Below are 16,464 nucleotides of genomic sequence, written 5' to 3'. Positions count from 1 at the left end.
TGGACTATACGTGCTCGTCGAGGAACTCGGCGATCTCGGAGTAGGCCTCGATGCGATTTTCGAGTTTGCTGAAGCCGTGGCCCTCGTCGGGGAAGATCAGTTTACGCGTGGGCACGCCGTGGTCGCGAGCCTCATCGACGATCTGTTCGGCCTCACCGACGGGGACGCGGGGGTCGTTCTCGCCGTGAAGGACGAACAGCGGCGCCTCGATCTCGTCGACGTGATTGAGCGGAGAGATCGATTCGAGGAACTCGCGATCGTCTTCGAGCGAGCCGTATTCCGCCTCGCGGAGCGATCGTCGCCAGTCACCGGTGTTCTCGAGGAAGGTGACGAAGCTGGCGATGCCGACGATGTCCACGCCGGTGGCCCACAGGTCGGGATACTCGGTGAGCGACGCGAGAACCATGAATCCGCCGTAGGAGCCGCCCATACAGGCGATTCGATCGGCGTCGATCGCGGGATGGTCTGCCAACCAGTCGACACAGGCCGCAACGTCGTCGACCGAATCCATGCGCTTCTCGACGTCGTCGAGACTGGCGTACTCGGTGCCGTAGCCCGACGACCCGCGAACGTTCGGCTCGAAGTAGGCGTAGCCCCGATCCAGGAAGTACTGCTTGACGCCGGAGAATGAAGGTCGGCGCTGGCCCTCGGGCCCGCCGTGGATGTCGACGATGACCGGCGCGCCGTTCGCCATATCGGTCTCACGCTGCTCGGTCGCGGTCCCGTCCGCGTCGGCAGTCGCCTCACCGTTCGGCAAGGTGAGAAAGCCGGGTACCTCGAGTTCGTCGAAGCTCTCGACGCGGACCAGGTCGGATTCGTCGAACGTCTCGCGTGGAATCCCGGCAGTCGGGGCGTCGGTCCACCGTTCCGCTTCGCCGGTCTCGACGCCGACGACCCAGACGTTCGCGTTGGTGGTGTCGCCGGTCGCCGTGATGGCGAAGCGCTCGGCGTCGGGGTCGAAGGAGACGCCGCCGGAAATGCCGCCTGGCAGGTCGGGATCCGGGAACGTCTCGAACGCGGTCGGGTCCGTCTCGTCGACCACGCCGACGGTGAGTTCCGTGTAGCCGTCGACGTTGCGGGAGGTGACGAACCGGCCGGACTCGTCGTCGAGTGCGATCCCGTCGACGTTCCAGCCGTCGCCGTCGTCGACGACGGTGAGCGGCGTCGTTTCGGCTTCGTCCTTGGCTGCTGCGATCCCCTCGTCGAGATCCAGATACGCGAGCGAGAGCGTGTCGGTCTCCTGGTCGGTGACGAGGTAGATCCCCTCGCCGTCGGGCGCCCAGCTGGGTGACTGGTAGCGGACGTCGCCTTCGTGGGGCGTGAGGTGATCGAGCTCGCCCGTCTCGAGGTCGAGCACGGATAGGTCCTGATCGTAGCTGGACTGGGCCTCGGAGACGAGCAGCCGGGAGTCGTCGGGACTCCAGCCGGCCAGCGAGAGCCAGCCGTCACCTTCGTGAACCATCGTCGACTCGTCGCCAGTCTCCGCGCGATCCTGGACGTAGAGGTCGAAGACGGCCTCGTCGCGACGGTTGGAGGCGAAGGCAAATCGCTCGCCGTCGTGGCTCCAGCCGCCCCAGCGGTGTTTGGCGTCCGGGCGGGCCGTCAGGTTCTCGATCCGGCCACTCTCCGCGTCGAGGCGGTAGAGCTGTGCGCGTTCGTTGCCACCCTCGTCCATCCCGAAAATCAACTCGGGTCGCTCCGGCGACCACGAGGCGAACGTGACCCGCTCGTCGTAGAACGTTCGCTGCTCGGGCCACTGGCCTGGCCCGTCGAGCGTCCAGACCTGGCTCGTCCCCGTCGTGTCCATCAGGAAGGCGAGTCGCTCGCCGTCGGGGCCGAACGACGCCCCGCCGGCCGACCGGATGTTGAGGTAGCGTTCGATGTCGTAGCTCATGACCGTGGCGTTACCGCGACGACTCGTATGCCTTCGGGTTCCGGCGGTCGCGAACATCGTCGCGAACGGTGGCGGGCGCTCGCGACGGTCCCCGAGTCGGGTGGATGCCGTGTCATTTATACCCCATCTCTACGTGGCCGGGCATAATGCGCGTCGGCGTCGTCTCGTTTCGGACCGTCCACCATCGCCGTAGCGAGACGACCGAACGGATCCAGTCGCTGGTCGAACTCCTCCGGGACGACGGCCACGACGTCCACGTCTTCTGTGCCCGCTGGTGGCCCGACGACCGCGATATCGTCGCCGAGGAGGGAATCACCTACCACGGCGTCGCCCCCGACCGCGACTCCGGGCGAGCCTTCCTCGTCCGACTGCCGGTCGCGATCCGGAAACTCGGCGCCGACGTGATCCACGTCGGGGCGAACCCGCCGAAGCAGGTCGGCGCGGCGAGTCTCGGGACGAAACTCTCGCGCACACCCGTAGTCCTGGAGTGGGACGGCTCCATCGGCGACGGCGCCGAGAAGGACTACAAACGCGCCCTCGGGGCCGCAGACGCCATCGTCACGCCCTCGCAACTGGTTCGCACCTGGGCGCGCGAACGCGGGGCCGACGGCGACGACGTCACCGTGATCCCGAACCCCATCGACGTCGACCGAATTCGCGCGGTTGACCCCGGCGAACCCGCGGAGGTCGTCTACGCCCGCCGACTCGACGAGGGGGCCAATCTGGAGAGCGTCATGCTCGCGCTCGCGGAACTGCGCGACCGCGACTGGACGGCGACGGTGATCGGCGACGGTCCATGGCGCGAGGAGTACGAGTCGATGGCTGGCGACCTCCGGATCGACGATCGGATCCGCTTCGTCGGCGAGGCCGACCGTGACGAACGCATCGCCATCTACCGCGCGTCCCACGTCTTCGCCCAGACTGCCGAGTACTGTCGCTTCCCCACCGAACTGGCCTGGGCGCTTGCCTGCGGCTGCGTCGGCGTCGTCGAGTACCACGTCGACTCAGCCGGTCACGAGCTCGTCGAGGGTCGCGAACGCGGCTTTCGAACCACGAGTGAGTCGGAACTCGCCGACGCCATCGTCGACGCCGGGGAGCTGGAATCGCTCGACTTCGACGACTCGTTCGCCGAGTTCGACCGGGAGGCCGTTCTCGACCGATATCTGGACTGTTACGAACGGGTTCAGGAGCGCAGTGGCTTGTTTGGGTGAATACTGTACTCGGTACCGTAGCGAGGAATCGGTAGATAACCGTCCGGTACTGCGTCCAACTAACCCAACTTCCCGTCGATACGATAGTAAGTGGTATTGCGGACGTATACAGAATTAACGCGGGATGGGAACTGATCGCGAGGTCGATTTTCACCTGACGCTCGTCGCGATTATCGTATTGAACGTCTGTCCGGCAGCTGGCTTTCTTTTCGGATGGTCGCTTACGGAGGTCATCTTGGTTTTCTGGATTGCAACGGGAGGAACGTACCTCTGCTATCTCGGGCTACTGGCGTTCGCACAGGTCGAGTCACGAGTTGCGGACAAAGACGGCCGGATGCACATGAAGCAGGTACCGTTCCCACGTTCTCGGAGATCAGTCCGTCCGACTGACCGGTTGCCACCGATTCACCTCCACAATCTCCGGTTCGTCCCTACGAATCTCCTGGCTGTGATCGTCATGTGGTTCGTTTTCTGGACGCATCTCTTCAAGAACACCAGTCCATCGTTCATCCTCGACTCGTCGCCGGACGGGATACCGCTCGAGGAGATATTCGCTCCTGTAACGACACCTGGGGTTCTCGAAATGGGGATCGCATTGGTGATCGCACACACTGCAGTTGTCAGCCGTGAGTTCTTTGGAATGCGCCAATACGAGCAGTTCTCGGCGGCGATGGTCGCGGAACTTCCCAACCGTGCCGTTGTATTCTGGTTCGTCGTTCTGTTCGTTGGGACGATGGTGACGATCGTCCCGCGCATAACTGGAAATATTCCGGCCACGCAAGCGCTCGTTGGTGCGCTGACCATCGGTGGGAAGCTGGCTGTCGACGTCACCCTTCTTCGGGTGGGCCGTGATCAGTCCGAGGGATGGTTCACCAAGTGGTTCGTCCCGTACGAACCGACGCCAGAATCCGAGTGAGCGACCGATCTCTGTGAAGTCGAACCAGATACCATACCCCGTCGTGAAGTGACTGTACTGTTCGGCGGAGAGACGAACACAGTGTCGTGCAGTATCACCCCTGGGCCCAGGTAGGGCGATCGAGTTCTGTAACGCACGGAAAATAGTCGGGCGATCGGACGCGTGCGAAAGCATACGGTCTCCGAACGCCGAAGGACCCCATGAGCGTCTTTCTCGAGTTCACCATCGCCAAAACGGCGTTCACGCTCGGCAGCGTCCTGGCTGGATCACCACCGATGTCCGTCGAACTCGAACGGATCGTCCCGACGGGGGACTCGGCGATGCCCTTCCTGTGGGTGACCGGCGACGACTTCGACGCGTTCGAGCGGAAGGTGCGCGGTCACGAGTACGTCGACGACGTCATCGCGCTCGATCGGGTCGCCGACAGCACGCTCTACCGCGTGATCTGGTACGAGACTCACAACGACCTCATCCGCGGTATCACGGAAGCCGACGGCACTATCCTCGAGGGTCGCGCGCAGGGGCGCTGGCACTTTCGCGTTCGGTTCCCGGACCACGACTCGCTCTCGCAATTTAGCGACTTCTGCACGGATCGCGACTTGCCGATCGAGATCGTTCGCACCTACACCGAACTCGAAGACGCCGAGGGCCTCGTCCAGTACGGACTCTCGGATGAACAGCGGGACGCGCTCCTCCTCGGACTGCGCCGGGGCTACTTCGACACACCCAGTCGGACGAGCCTGGACGACCTCGCCGACGAGCTAGAGATTTCCCAGCAAGCGACCTCGGATCGAATCCGTCGGGGAACGGAACAGATCCTGCGCGAAGCACTTCTGCTGACCGAGGAGGGTGAGGAGTGACCATCGACACCATGGCGACCGACGGGGTGTCTTAAATGAATAGTAGCTACTACGGACACCCTCTCGGTCGACGATCCGGTGTGTTCGAACACGATCATGCCCACAGTCACCTGCGACGCACGACGCGGCGACCAGTATCGCACGTCGGGTGAGACACGATGACCGCTTCGAGTGAACGACCGTCGGCCGAGTACGACGCGATTCTCGAGGCGTGTCGCCACCCTGTCCGTCGCGCCGCGCTCGCGACACTGCTGGCCCAACGCGGGTCGATCACGCTCACCGAGTTGGCGGAGTCGATCGAAGCGAACGCCGCGGGTGTCACTGACGATGAACAGGAGCGATCCTCGGACACCGATGATCGCAGCCCGTCGACGCTTCCCCTCATGCTCCATCACACGCACCTTCCGAAACTGGCGGAGGCGTGCCTCGTCGAGTACGATACAGGGCGAGGTGTGGCCGAACCGACGGCCGAATTCGACCGCGTCCGGTCCCAGGTGTCGACGATCGTCGCCGCGGATCCCGCCCTCGAAGCACCGATCGTCGGCTAATCGCAGCCGTCTTCGATCAATCGCTGCAGCGATGGCTCACGTTCGCCGCGCGAGCAGGTAGCGCCACTCCCCGCCGCCGAGTTCGTCACCGATGGTCCGGGCGTCTGCGACGGCGAATCCGACGTCGTCGAGCGTCTCGCGGGTCCACTCGTCGCCGTGGAAGCTCCAGCGCATCGCGGCGCCACCGTCGAGCCAGTCGGGGTTCTCGCCCTCCCAGGCGCCAGTGCCGACGGTGAGCAGTAGCCACCCGCCGGGGGCCGTCACCCGCGCGAACTCTTCGAGGACGCTTTCGTGTTCGGTCTTCGGGACGTGGATGATCGAGTGCAGTGCACAGATCCCGTCGAATGCGGCGTCTTCGAACGGCAAGCTCGTCAGGTCGCCTTGCATTAGTTCCGGGACGGGGGCGTCCGCTTCGGCGGTGTCGACCTGATCCCGACTCGCGTCGTCGACGTCCACCGACTCCACCGTCTCGCTCGCGAGCTCGAGCTGCGATCGGGAGACGTCGAGCCCGACGACAGCCGCTCCCAGCTCGGACAGCGGTTGTGACGCCGCTCGCCCGTCGCCGCAGCCGGCGTCGAGCACTCGTGGACTGCCATCGTCGATGCGTGCGTACAGCTCCTCGATCAGTGCCAGCTCCTCGGAATCTTGCTCGCGCTCGGCCGCGTACGTCCGGGCGAGTTCGTCGTATCCCTCGCGAACCTGGGTGCGGTGAGCTGTCGGGTCGTCAGAATCTGCCTCTCCCGTCACTTCGCATCACCCCGACTCCGTCGTCGGTTCTCGTAGCCGGCGGAATCCAGCGTCGCGAGCGCCGTCTCCACCGCGGCGACGTTTTCGGGAACGTCGTGGACGCGGACGATGTCGGCGCCGCGGTCGATGGCCAGCGCCGTGGCAGCGACCGTCGACTCCAGCCGGTCGCCGGCGTCCTGGCCGACCCAGTCGTACATCGACTTCTGGGAGTGGCCGATCAGGATCGGACAGCCGAGCGCACGGAACTCGTCGGTGCGATCGAGTAGCTCGAACTCCTCTCGCTTCGACTTGCCGAACCCGAGGCCGGGGTCGACGATGATCTGCTCCCGATCGAGTCCCGCTCGTTCGGCGAGCAGGACGGTCTCTGCGAGTTCCGCGAGGACGTCACCGACGACATCGTCGTAGGTCACCTCGCGGTCGGGGTCGACCGGCGCGTCGAGGCTGTGCATGACGATCAGCGAGGCGCCGTGCTCGGCGGCGACGAAGCGCATCTCGGGATCGGCGAGGCCGGAGACGTCGTTGACGATGTCCGCGCCGGCGTCGAGGGCGGCCTCGGCGACGGCGGCCTTGCGCGTGTCGATCGAGATGGCCGCATCGAGGTCGCGGATGCGCTCGATGACGGGAACGACGCGGTCGATCTCGTCCGCGACGGGGACTGGCTCTGCGCCGGGGCGGGTGGATTCCCCGCCGACGTCGATGATCGTCGCGCCGGCGTCGACCATCGACGCCGCGCGGGCGACAGCGGCCTCGACGTCGTCGTACTCGCCGCCGTCGTGGAAACTGTCCGGCGTGACGTTCAGGATCCCCATCACGGCAGGCGCCTCGCCCCAGGGGTACTCGGTCCCCGTGACGTCGGGGCCGTGCGGACTGGGGCTGCCGGCACCGGTGTCGCCCGATTCGCCGATTCCAAGCGTCTCCCGGAGTTCTGCCCCGATCGCGGCGAGGCCGTAGGGCTGGGCGTCGAGCTTTTCGACGAGCCGTTTGAACTGCGACAGTGTGCCCATACAGACCGCCTCGACGAGTTGCTCCTCCCGCTGGAGGCCCGACAGGGCGCACTCGCCGCCAAGGCTCAGCAGCTCCTGTTTGAGATAGGCTGCTTGCCGTTCCTGCAGTCTAAGGTGGACCGTCCGATGGACGGCCTTCCCGCGCATCCGCCAGACGCCCTTCTCGGTCACGTTCGCCCGTTCCAGGGTCCGCCGGGCGTCACTGAGGTCCCGTACGTCGGTCTCGACACCCGTGAGGGTGTAGTGCGTCCGGGCCTCGGCGATGGCATACAGCGAACCGGCGACGACGACTGCGTCACCCGGCTCGGCCTGGGCGAGCGCGTGTTCGAATCCGTCCCGGACCGCGGAGATCGTCCGCACGTCTTCGACGCCTTCGCGCTCGAAGAGTCGGGCGAGGACGGCGGGATCGACGGATCGATCGGTCGTGGGCCGACAGGCGACCACGGAGTCCGGGGTCGGCAGCGCCGCGACCATCTCGCCGTAGTCCTTGTCGTGCATGACCCCGACGACGAGGTGGAGGTCGTCGTACTCGAACGTCGAGAGCGTGTCGGCGAATCGCTCGCAGCCGGCGGGGTTGTGCGCACCGTCGAGGACGACGAGCGGCGCGTCGTCCATCACCTCGAACCGACCCGGCCAGTGGGCGCGGCGCAGGCCCGTTCGGAGTTCGTCGACCGAGACGTCGACCAGCTGTCGGGCCAGCGCGACGGCCACGCCGGCGTTCTCTGCCTGGTGGGCCCCGATCGCGGCCATGTGACTCTCGACGGCGTCCGCGTGCGGTCGCGTCGGGTGCGCAGACAGGTCGATCGTCACCGCTGCTTCGGCGTGGGAGACGCGCCCCTCGTAGGTGACGTGGACGTCCGGGCGGTCACCAGCCTCCGCGGACGGGTCGACGCCGTCGCCGACCGTCACCACGTCAGGCGCCACCTCGCGGATCGCGCCCAGTGCCTCGCCGTCCGCGGCCGTCACGAGCGGGGTGGTGTCATCCGCAGTCGGGCCGCCGCCGGCCGTCGCGTTCCCCGCCGACGCGTCGTCAGCCGGCGACCCGCCGATCTGGGACGGTCCATCGGCGGACGCCGACCCGTTCACCGCCGGGGCGACGTGGGCCATGTCGCGGGCGATCTCCGGAACCGAGTCGCCGAGGACGGTGGTGTGTTCGAGCGCGACGCTCGTCACCGCGCTCGCGACGGGTTCGACGACGCTCGTCGCGTCCTCCTTCCCGCCGATCCCGACCTCCATAACGGCGTAATCGACGTCCTCGCGGGCGAAGTGCCACAGGGCCATCGCGGTCGTCGTCTCGAAGAAGGTGGGCGAGGCGCCATCGGCTCCCCGTTCGGTGAGGTACTCGTCGCAGGCCGCGACGAACTCGCTCACTGCCGCTTTCGGGATCGGCCGTCCATCGACCCGGATCCGCTCGCGCATATCCTCCAGATGCGGCGAGGTGTACAGTCCAACCGTGTGGCCCGCCGCTCGCAGAACCGATTCCAGCATCCGGGCCGTCGACCCCTTCCCGTTCGAGCCCGCCAGCTGGATCGCGTCGATCGACTCGTGGGGGTCGTCGAGGTGGGCGAGTACGTCCGCCGTCGACGCCGTCCCCGGACGAATGCCGAACCGGCCGAGATCGTAGAGCCGATCGGCCGCCTCGTGATACTCCATACGTGATTCTCAGCGTACGGTCGCTTTAGCGTGTTGGACTCAGGCCGGGATATACGTCCAAGTGACGCCGATGAACGTGCTCGTTCGTCGTTCCGACCTGATTCGGCTCTCAGAGGAAGTCCACGTCCAGCAGTTCGGTAATTCCAGAAACGTCGAAATCGTCGTCGGAGACGACGAGCCGAGTATCGTTGACCAGTGCACAACCGGCAATGAGAGCGTCACGCGCTGCCAGCGGTTCTCCACATCCCATAAGCTCCGTTTGTAACTCGGCTGTTGCCCGAGCGAGTTCCGACGACGTTTCCACGATGGTTACCCATTCCAGTGCTCGATCGACGGCGTCGAAGTCAGGCGGTCCTGACCGATAGACTTCGCCTTGATACACTTCGAAGAGGACTAACGGCGGGGCGATTGCACGTTCGTTTAGGTTAGATTCGACGTACGAAAGTACCTCGGGGGACCCGTCGAGGTACTCGATGAGAACGCTACTATCGTAGAGCGTCATCGATTCCCGACGCCTTGCTTCATCTCCATTCGAGCCTCGTGAGCCTTCTCGGCCGCATCTGTGCCTTCCCAGAGCCCTGCACCTTCTCGTACTCGTTCACGACGCTCTTCAAGCAATCTCGTCAGGAGCGAGTCGAATGTCTCGTCTTCACCCTTTAACGCTGCGAGTGCGGCGTGGGTATCCTCCTCAACTCGGATGCTCTTGCTCATACTGTTTGTATACGGGGGAGTATACAAGGGCTTTGTGCCGAAACTGTCCCTTCAGACTGGTTCGTATCTCCAGTCGCCCGAGCAATCTCGTAAATCGAACCCGTTCGTCGATGTCCAGGCCCTTTCACGCCCCCTGCAATCCGTTCGGCGGGCGCAAGAACAGGCCGTCGACGAGGGCGAGCGCACCGACGACGCCCGCGAGGACCAGTCCCGCTTCGAGCGGCAGTCCCAGCGCGCGCATCGCCGTCGCCGCGCCGGCGAACGCCATCGGGATGATCGCGAGCAACAGGTCCCATCTGGTGACCGTCGAGACGAGTCGTCGGAGTCGCGCGAAGCCAGGAATGGCACGGATGATTCTCTGCATGTCGATACGCACCTCCACGTGGGTGTATGGGGGCGACGATAAAAAATGCAGCGGAAACGAACAGAGTGGGTCCGAGAGGGTGTATTGGGTCTTTAGGATCGGTCGTTCACTCCCTCACTCGGTCTTCGGCTGGCCCCAGTACTCGTCGCGCTGCGGGCGGTCGCCGATGGCCTCGACGTCGATCGGTTCGTCTCGCAGCTCGCGCGCCTCGAGCGCGGCCGACGCCGCTTCCTCCGTCGAGAAGTACGGAATCTCCTCCTCGACGGCGACGGTGAGCAGGTCACGCTTGCCGGAGACGATCATGTCGATCTCGCCGCGTCTGGTCGCCTCGACCAGATCGACGGCGTCGGAGAGGTCGTAGTACTCGGTGAAGCCGTCGACGAGCGCCTCGCCGGCCTCGCTGTCGGGGTCGGGGAAGGCGTCGTCGGCCAGGTCGAGCACGATCGTGCCCGACTCGGGGATCTCGTTCGCGGCCGCTGACTGGGCCTTCTCGTAGGCCTTGCCGAAGGTGTCGGCGGTGCCCATGACCTCGCCCGTCGACTTCATCTCGGGGCCGAGACGTGGGTCGGACTCGGGCAGGCGGTCGAACGGCAGGACGACCTCCTTGATCGAGGTCTGTTCGGGTACCTGCTCGGTGACGTCGAGGGCTTCGAGCGAGTTGCCGGCCATCACCTGCGCGGCGATCTTCGCGATCGGGACGCCGGTGGCCTTCGAGATGAACGGCACCGTGCGCGAGGAGCGCGGATTGGCTTCGAGAACGTAGACGTCCTCGTCTTTGACCGCGAGCTGGACGTTCAACAGGCCGACGGTGTCCAGGCCGCGAGCGATCTCCTCGGCGACCTCCCTGACGCGGCGGTTGACGTCGCGTCCCAGCGAGCGCGGCGGGATCATACACGCCGAATCGCCGGAGTGGACCCCGGCCGATTCGACGTGTTCCATGATGCCGCCGATGAGGACGTCCTCGCCGTCCGCCACGGCGTCGACGTCCAGCTCGACCGCGTCTTCTAAGAACTCGTCGACGAGGATCGGCTTGTCCGGACTCACGCGGACGGCCTCCTCGATGTACTTCTCTAACTCGGCGTCGTCGTAGACGATCTCCATCGCGCGACCGCCGAGGACGTAGGACGGGCGCACCAGGACGGGGTAGCCGATCTCGTGGGCGAGTTCCAGCGCCTCTGCTTCGGAGGTCGCGGAGCCGCCCTCCGGCTGTGCGATACCCAGTTCGTCCATCAGGGCGTTGAATCGGTCGCGGTCCTCGGCCAGATCCATCGCCTCGACGCCCGTGCCCATGATCTCGCAGTCGAGCCCCCGACGTGCGAGTTCGTCTTCGAGTGGTTCGCCGATGTTGACCGAGGTCTGGCCACCGAACTGGACCATCACGCCGTCGGCGCCGGTCGCTTCGGCCACGTCGGCGACCTCCTCGGCCGTGATCGGCTCGAAGAACAGGCCGTCGGAGGTGTCGTAGTCCGTCGAGACCGTCTCGGGATTGTTGTTCACGACGTGGGCATCGATGCCGAGTTCGCGAAGCGCCTGAACGGCGTGGACCGCGCAGTAGTCGAACTCCACGCCCTGTCCGATCCGGATCGGGCCGCCGCCGACGACGACCACGCTCTCGACCTCCGGGTCGATCTCGAGCTCGCTCGCCATCCGAGAGACGCGTTCGGCGTCATCCGGGGACTCGGTCCCAGCGCTTCCTGCGCGTCCGGCCCCCGGCACGGCCGCCTCCGCGAACGCCGACTGGCGTGCGGAGTAGTAGTACGGCGTCTCGGCCTCGAATTCGCCCGCACAGGTGTCGACCTGTTTGTACGAGCGACCTGGAACCGCGGACTCGACCGATCCGACGTCGACGTCGGCGAGCGCGGCGATCTCGTCGTTCGTCCGGCCGGCCACGGCGGCGTCGGTGAACTCGCCGTCGCGGGCGAGGGCGTCTGCCTCGGCGATCCGGGCGAAGCGTTCGACGTACCACTCGTAGATGCCGGTCAGTTCGCAGACTTCCTCGATCGAGAAGCCACGATCGAACGCCTCCAGCATCGCGTAGGGACGGTCGGGGGAGGGTCGTTCGAGATACTCGGTCGAAAGCGTCGCGTCGTCCAGCTCGTCCCAGACGACGCTGGGCTCGTACTCCGAGGACCGAAGTGCTTTCAGCAGGCTCTCCTCGAAGGTCCGGCCGATGGCCATCGCCTCGCCGGTGGACTTCATCGCGGTCGTCAGCTCGAAGTCGACGTCGTCGAACTTGTCGATCGGCCAGCGCGGCACCTTCGTGACGACGTAGTCGATGGCTGGCTCGAACGCGGCAGTCGTCTCGCCGGTGATCTCGTTGTCGATCTCGTGGAGACGCTTGCCCAGTGCGACCTTCGCGGTGACGCGGGCGATGGGGTAGCCGGTCGCCTTCGAGGCCAGTGCGGAGGAACGAGAGACACGCGGGTTGACCTCGACGACGCGGTACTCGCCGCCTGGCGTGCCGTCGTCGTGCCAGGCGAACTGGATATTACAGCCGCCCTGGATGCCGAGATCACGGATGACGTCGAGCGCCGCGGTGCGCATCTCCTGGTGGCCGTCGTCGGGGATGACCTGCGAGGGTGTGACGACCGTCGACTCGCCCGTGTGGATCCCCATCGGGTCGAGGTTCTCCATGTTGCAGATGATGATACAGGAGTCGTCGGCGTCGCGCATCACTTCGTACTCGAGTTCGACCCAGCCCGCGATGGACTCCGTGATGAGGACCTCGCTGTTACGCGAGAGTCGCAGGCCCGTGCGGACGCGCTCGATCAACTCGTCCATCTCGGCAACGACGCCGGATCCCGAGCCGCCGAGCGTGTAGGTCGTCCGTGCGATGACGGGGAGGCCGCCGACCTCGTCGACGGCGGCTTCGACGCGTTCTTCGAGATCGGCTTCGGTGAGTTCGGCGACGGACTCGTCCTCGTCTAACGTGATCGTCGTCGAGGCAGGCACTGGCTGCCCGATCGACTCCATCCGCTGGCGGAAGAGGTCGCGGTCTTCCGTCGCGTAGATGGTGTCGAGCGGCGTGCCCATGATCTCGACGTCGTACTTCTCCAGGACGCCCTCCTCGGCCAGTTCGGCGGTGACGTTGAGCCCAGTCTGGCCGCCGAGGCCGGCGATGACGCCGTCAGGCTCTTCCGTCCGGATGATCTCGGCGATCGCCTCGGTCGTGATCGGTTCGATGTAGACCCGGTCTGCCATCTCCGGGTCGGTCATGATCGTCGCTGGGTTCGAGTTCACGAGGACGACGCGTGCACCCTCTTCCTGCAGGGCCCGACAGGCCTGCGCGCCGGAGTAATCGAACTCCGCCGCCTGACCGATCTGGATCGGTCCGCTGCCGATGAGCAAGATGGTGCGCTCGTCCGGCTCGTCCCCGGCTCGGTGATGCGCGGAAGCCATTGGTCGTCCGATTCGAGTTCGCACATCGTAATAAGCCCCACGATACGCTACGAAACCCGTAACGGATTTTCGAAATTCGAACGTTCGGCTGTCGTTCCGCCTTCCCCGCCGTCCGCTCGGTGTTACTCGGCCGGCTGCGTATGGATGGGTGGTGTGGGCTGGGTGTCGAGGTGGTCACTGGTCGATCACGGGTGGATGTCTGTGAACCGCAAACCGCCATACCATCCGATATGGTCGCTGATATCGGGGAATTTGGCCAATTTCCTTAAGAGCGTTGGACCGGTTTCTCAGTGTATTGATGACAACGGAGGACCCCCACAGCCCACCTACGTCACAGGTGGTCGTCTACCTCCATCCCGATCCCGACGTCGGCGATGCCGTCGCCGCCGCGCTCGAGGGCGATTCATTCGACGTCCTCCCGGTCGATCGTCCGGAGAAAGCGCGAGAACTCGTCGAAGAGCGGGCCATCGACTGTCTGGTGACCGTCTTCGATCTTCCATCGACCGACGGGCTCTCGTTCGTGCGATCGCTGCGCTCGGCCGGGATCGTGACGCCCACAGTCATTCACGCCGTAAACGGGGACGAATCCGTCGCTGCGGCGGCGATCGACGCCGACGTCGCCGGGTACGTGCCCGTCCCGGACTCGCCGGTCGAATCGGTTTCGGCACTGGCAGCCGCGCTCGATCGGGCGACCGAGGACTCGACGGCCTCGACGGCGGCGTTACGACGGCGCTGGCAAACCGTCGAATCGCTGCACGACGTGGCCCTGCAGTTCGAAACCTGTGCGACGCCCACGGAGACCTATCGCTTCGCCGTCGAGGCACTGTCACAGGTGCTCGACGTGTACGCCTGCGTTATCTACGTCGCGGACGATGCCTCGCTCGTTCCGAAGGCGTCCGTCGGCTCGTTACCCGGCGGCTGGGAGTCGTACGGACTCGACGAGGGGGTTGCCGGCCGGACGTATCAGACGGGGGAGTCGAGCCGGACCGGCCACATCCAGTCACAGTCCGATGCGTCGCCAGCCGAAGACGTACTGCGGTCCGGCATCAGCGTTCCCGTCGGCGATTTTGGCGTGATGCAGGCGGTGTCGGATCGACTGGGTGCGTACACCGAACACGACCGGAAACTGGCCGAACTGCTGGCTGCACACGTCTCTGCGGCAGTCTCACGTATCCGATCGAATCGAGAACTACGCGCTGAACGGGACCGATTCGCGATGCTCTTCGAGAACGTTCCGGACGCAATCGCGATCACGTACGGGCCGGACCGTCGCGTGGCCGACGTCAATCCAGCGTTCGAACGAGCGTTCGGATTCGAGCGGGGCGAACTCGTCGACGAACCATTCGATGACTATCTACTCCCCGACGCCAGCGACGCGATTCACGTCGCCGAGGAAGTCGGAACTGACGAAGTCATCAGAGACGAGATCACGCGCCAGGGAACCGACGAGCGGCGCGAATACAGCTTCAAGGGGTTCGCGATCGAGGGCGAAGAGACGTTCCAGGAGTACGGTATCTATACCGATATTACGGCACAAAAGCGTCGCGAGCGCGAACTCAGACAGTACAAAACACTCGTCGAGGCCGTCGGCGATCCGATGTACGTACTCGATGCGGATGGCCGTGTCGAGATGGTCAACGAAGCGATGGCATCCGTCCTCGGGAAACCTGCGTCGGCGGTGGTCGGGAGCGATCCGAGGACGTTCATGCCGGCCGAACACGTCGATCGTGGCACCGAACTCCTCGTGAGCCTGCTCGACGATTCCGACCGCCGGTGGGACACGTTCGAGATGGGTGTCGACTCGGCCATTGGCGGCTCCTTCATCGCAGAGACGAAGATCTCACCACTCCTCGACGATGGCGGTGGGTTCGCCGGCAGCGTCGGGGTGATTCGTGATATCACCCGGCGCAAAGAACGGGAGCGCCAGATTCGCGATTTGCACGAGGGAACGCGAGATCTCATGGCGGCAGCTGGTACCCAGGCAGTGGCCGAGATGGCGACCGTCGTCGCGACGGAGGCCCTGGATCTCTCGATCAACGGCGTATACCTGTTCGACGAGTCGACTGACGCGCTCGTGCCCGTTGCGAACTCCGAACGCGCGCAGGACCTCCTCGGATCGCCACCCGTCGTCGAAGCTGGCGAGGGGCTCATGTGGGACGCTTTCGAGACGGGCGAGCCAACCAGTTACCAGGACGTCCGAGCCAATCCCGAGGTGATGAACCCGGACACGATGGTCCGAAGCGAAGCCTACGTCCCACTTGGGGGCCACGGATTACTCATCTTCGCTTCACCGAACGTCGACGACTTCGACGACGAAGCGCTCGCGCTGGCGAAGATTCTGGGATCGAACGTCGAGGCCGCGCTCGACCGGGCCGAACGGGAGACGGAACTGGCCGCCCGAACCGACGAACTCGAACGACAGAACGAGCGCTTAGACGAGTTCGCGGGGATGGTCAGCCACGACCTTCGAAATCCGCTGACGCTGGCGAACGGCCGCCTCGAACTCGCCCGTGAGCGCTTGGCCGAGCTGACAGACGCACCGGCCGACGACATAGAAGAACACCTCTCGGAGATCGAGTGGGCCGTCGACCGGATGGAGACGCTCATCGAGGACATGCTCGAACTGGCGCGAACCGGCCAGCCGCTCGACGGGACGACGGCTGTCGACCTGCCGTCGGTCGCGGCGGCGGCACAGCGAACCGTCGATGCCGACCTCGCGGTCACCGTCGACGACTCGCTCGGCGAGGTCGAAGCGAGCGAGCAACGCGTCCGTGCGCTCTTCGAGAACAGCTTTCGGAATGCGATCGATCACGTCGGTCCGAACGTCACGGTGACCGTCCGTCGGACGCCCGGTGGCTTCGCCATCGACGACGACGGACCGGGTATCCCGCCCGAACACCGTGATTCCGTTCTCGAGACCGGCTACACCACTGCGAGCGACGGGACCGGGTTCGGCCTCGCGATCGTCGCCGACGTGGCCGAGGCCCACGGGTGGGAGCTCTCGGTCGAGGAGAGTCCAGAGGGGGGTGCCAGAATTCGCGTCGTGACGGACCCGTCGTAGTCACCGTCGAGGAACCTCCGTCGTCGCAGTCGGGGTAAATCCGTCTCTCTCTCTCTCTCTCTCTCTCTGGTCGTCGTCTCGCTGCAGATAGACAGT

At 65.3% G+C, this 16,464-nt stretch carries 12 protein-coding genes; 5 read left to right on the top strand and 7 right to left on the bottom strand.

All coding sequences use genetic code 11. The annotated features are described in order from the left end of the window. Nucleotides 1-4: 4 nt before the first annotated feature. A complete protein-coding gene (locus HALRU_RS11310; RefSeq protein ID WP_015301519.1) occupies nucleotides 5-1,894 on the bottom strand; it encodes a S9 family peptidase in 1,890 nt (629 codons plus the stop codon). A 146-nt stretch (nucleotides 1,895-2,040) separates the two neighbouring features. Between HALRU_RS11310 and HALRU_RS11305 the strand changes: the two genes are divergently transcribed. From HALRU_RS11305 to HALRU_RS11290, 4 genes are all read left to right on the top strand, one after another. Further along, nucleotides 2,041-3,105 carry a glycosyltransferase family 4 protein gene (locus tag HALRU_RS11305; protein WP_015301518.1) on the top strand — a complete coding sequence of 355 codons (1,065 nt, stop codon included), beginning with the start codon at nucleotides 2,041-2,043 and terminating at the stop codon, nucleotides 3,103-3,105. Between the two features lie 178 nt (nucleotides 3,106-3,283). Further along, nucleotides 3,284-4,021 (top strand): hypothetical protein, encoded by a 738-nt coding sequence (locus tag HALRU_RS11300; protein ID WP_148680518.1) that lies wholly within the window; start codon nucleotides 3,284-3,286, stop codon nucleotides 4,019-4,021. 200 nt (nucleotides 4,022-4,221) lie between these two features. After that, on the top strand, nucleotides 4,222-4,881 hold the full coding sequence (locus HALRU_RS11295) for a helix-turn-helix domain-containing protein (protein ID WP_015301516.1): 660 nt from the start codon (nucleotides 4,222-4,224) through the stop codon (nucleotides 4,879-4,881). A gap of 158 nt (nucleotides 4,882-5,039) precedes the next feature. Next, on the top strand, nucleotides 5,040-5,429 hold the full coding sequence (locus tag HALRU_RS11290; protein WP_015301515.1) for a DUF7344 domain-containing protein: 390 nt from the start codon (nucleotides 5,040-5,042) through the stop codon (nucleotides 5,427-5,429). 36 nt (nucleotides 5,430-5,465) lie between these two features. Here the strand turns inward: HALRU_RS11290 and HALRU_RS11285 are convergent, their stop codons facing one another. The 6 genes from HALRU_RS11285 to carB all read right to left on the bottom strand — a co-directional run bounded on the left by HALRU_RS11285 (nucleotide 5,466) and on the right by carB (nucleotide 13,307). Beyond that, on the bottom strand, nucleotides 5,466-6,176 hold the full coding sequence (locus tag HALRU_RS11285) for a class I SAM-dependent methyltransferase (RefSeq protein ID WP_015301514.1): 711 nt from the start codon (nucleotides 6,174-6,176) through the stop codon (nucleotides 5,466-5,468). Further along, nucleotides 6,173-8,833: a dihydropteroate synthase gene (gene folP, locus HALRU_RS11280; protein WP_015301513.1), complete on the bottom strand. Its 2,661-nt coding sequence runs from the start codon at nucleotides 8,831-8,833 to the stop codon at nucleotides 6,173-6,175. The genes HALRU_RS11285 and folP overlap by 4 nt, the downstream gene beginning before the upstream one ends. A 109-nt stretch (nucleotides 8,834-8,942) precedes the next feature. Then, on the bottom strand, nucleotides 8,943-9,335 hold the full coding sequence (locus HALRU_RS11275; protein WP_015301512.1) for a PIN domain-containing protein: 393 nt from the start codon (nucleotides 9,333-9,335) through the stop codon (nucleotides 8,943-8,945). After that, nucleotides 9,332-9,544 carry an antitoxin VapB family protein gene (locus HALRU_RS11270; RefSeq protein WP_015301511.1) on the bottom strand — a complete coding sequence of 71 codons (213 nt, stop codon included), beginning with the start codon at nucleotides 9,542-9,544 and terminating at the stop codon, nucleotides 9,332-9,334. Before HALRU_RS11270 ends, HALRU_RS11275 begins: the two co-directional genes overlap by 4 nt. Before the next feature lie 124 nt (nucleotides 9,545-9,668). Next, nucleotides 9,669-9,908 carry a hypothetical protein gene (locus HALRU_RS11265; protein ID WP_015301510.1) on the bottom strand — a complete coding sequence of 80 codons (240 nt, stop codon included), beginning with the start codon at nucleotides 9,906-9,908 and terminating at the stop codon, nucleotides 9,669-9,671. Nucleotides 9,909-10,022: 114 nt separating this feature from the next. Beyond that, a complete protein-coding gene (carB, locus tag HALRU_RS11260; protein WP_015301509.1) occupies nucleotides 10,023-13,307 on the bottom strand; it encodes a carbamoyl-phosphate synthase large subunit in 3,285 nt (1,094 codons plus the stop codon). A gap of 298 nt (nucleotides 13,308-13,605) precedes the next feature. Between carB and HALRU_RS11255 the strand changes: the two genes are divergently transcribed. Continuing rightward, the gene (locus HALRU_RS11255; RefSeq protein WP_015301508.1) at nucleotides 13,606-16,368 is read left to right on the top strand and encodes a sensor histidine kinase; all 2,763 of its coding nucleotides are present in this window, start codon (nucleotides 13,606-13,608) and stop codon (nucleotides 16,366-16,368) included. The last annotated feature ends 96 nt before the right edge of the window (nucleotides 16,369-16,464 follow it).

It is taken from the genome of Halovivax ruber XH-70, assembly GCF_000328525.1.
Lineage (GTDB): Archaea > Halobacteriota > Halobacteria > Halobacteriales > Natrialbaceae > Halovivax > Halovivax ruber.
This window is presented reverse-complemented; position numbering and strand designations above follow the sequence as displayed.

What these genes read in the sequence shown, in the direction of transcription:
- HALRU_RS11310 (WP_015301519.1), bottom strand. Translation starts at nt 1,894, where the DNA reads ATGAGCTACGACATCGAACGCTACCTCAACATCCGGTCGGCCGGCGGG.
- HALRU_RS11305 (WP_015301518.1), top strand. Translation starts at nt 2,041, where the DNA reads ATGCGCGTCGGCGTCGTCTCGTTTCGGACCGTCCACCATCGCCGTAGC.
- HALRU_RS11295 (WP_015301516.1), top strand. Translation starts at nt 4,222, where the DNA reads ATGAGCGTCTTTCTCGAGTTCACCATCGCCAAAACGGCGTTCACGCTC.
- HALRU_RS11290 (WP_015301515.1), top strand. Translation starts at nt 5,040, where the DNA reads ATGACCGCTTCGAGTGAACGACCGTCGGCCGAGTACGACGCGATTCTC.
- folP (WP_015301513.1), bottom strand. Translation starts at nt 8,833, where the DNA reads ATGGAGTATCACGAGGCGGCCGATCGGCTCTACGATCTCGGCCGGTTC.
- HALRU_RS11275 (WP_015301512.1), bottom strand. Translation starts at nt 9,335, where the DNA reads ATGACGCTCTACGATAGTAGCGTTCTCATCGAGTACCTCGACGGGTCC.
- HALRU_RS11270 (WP_015301511.1), bottom strand. Translation starts at nt 9,544, where the DNA reads ATGAGCAAGAGCATCCGAGTTGAGGAGGATACCCACGCCGCACTCGCA.
- HALRU_RS11265 (WP_015301510.1), bottom strand. Translation starts at nt 9,908, where the DNA reads ATGCAGAGAATCATCCGTGCCATTCCTGGCTTCGCGCGACTCCGACGA.
- carB (WP_015301509.1), bottom strand. Translation starts at nt 13,307, where the DNA reads ATGGCTTCCGCGCATCACCGAGCCGGGGACGAGCCGGACGAGCGCACC.
- HALRU_RS11255 (WP_015301508.1), top strand. Translation starts at nt 13,606, where the DNA reads ATGACAACGGAGGACCCCCACAGCCCACCTACGTCACAGGTGGTCGTC.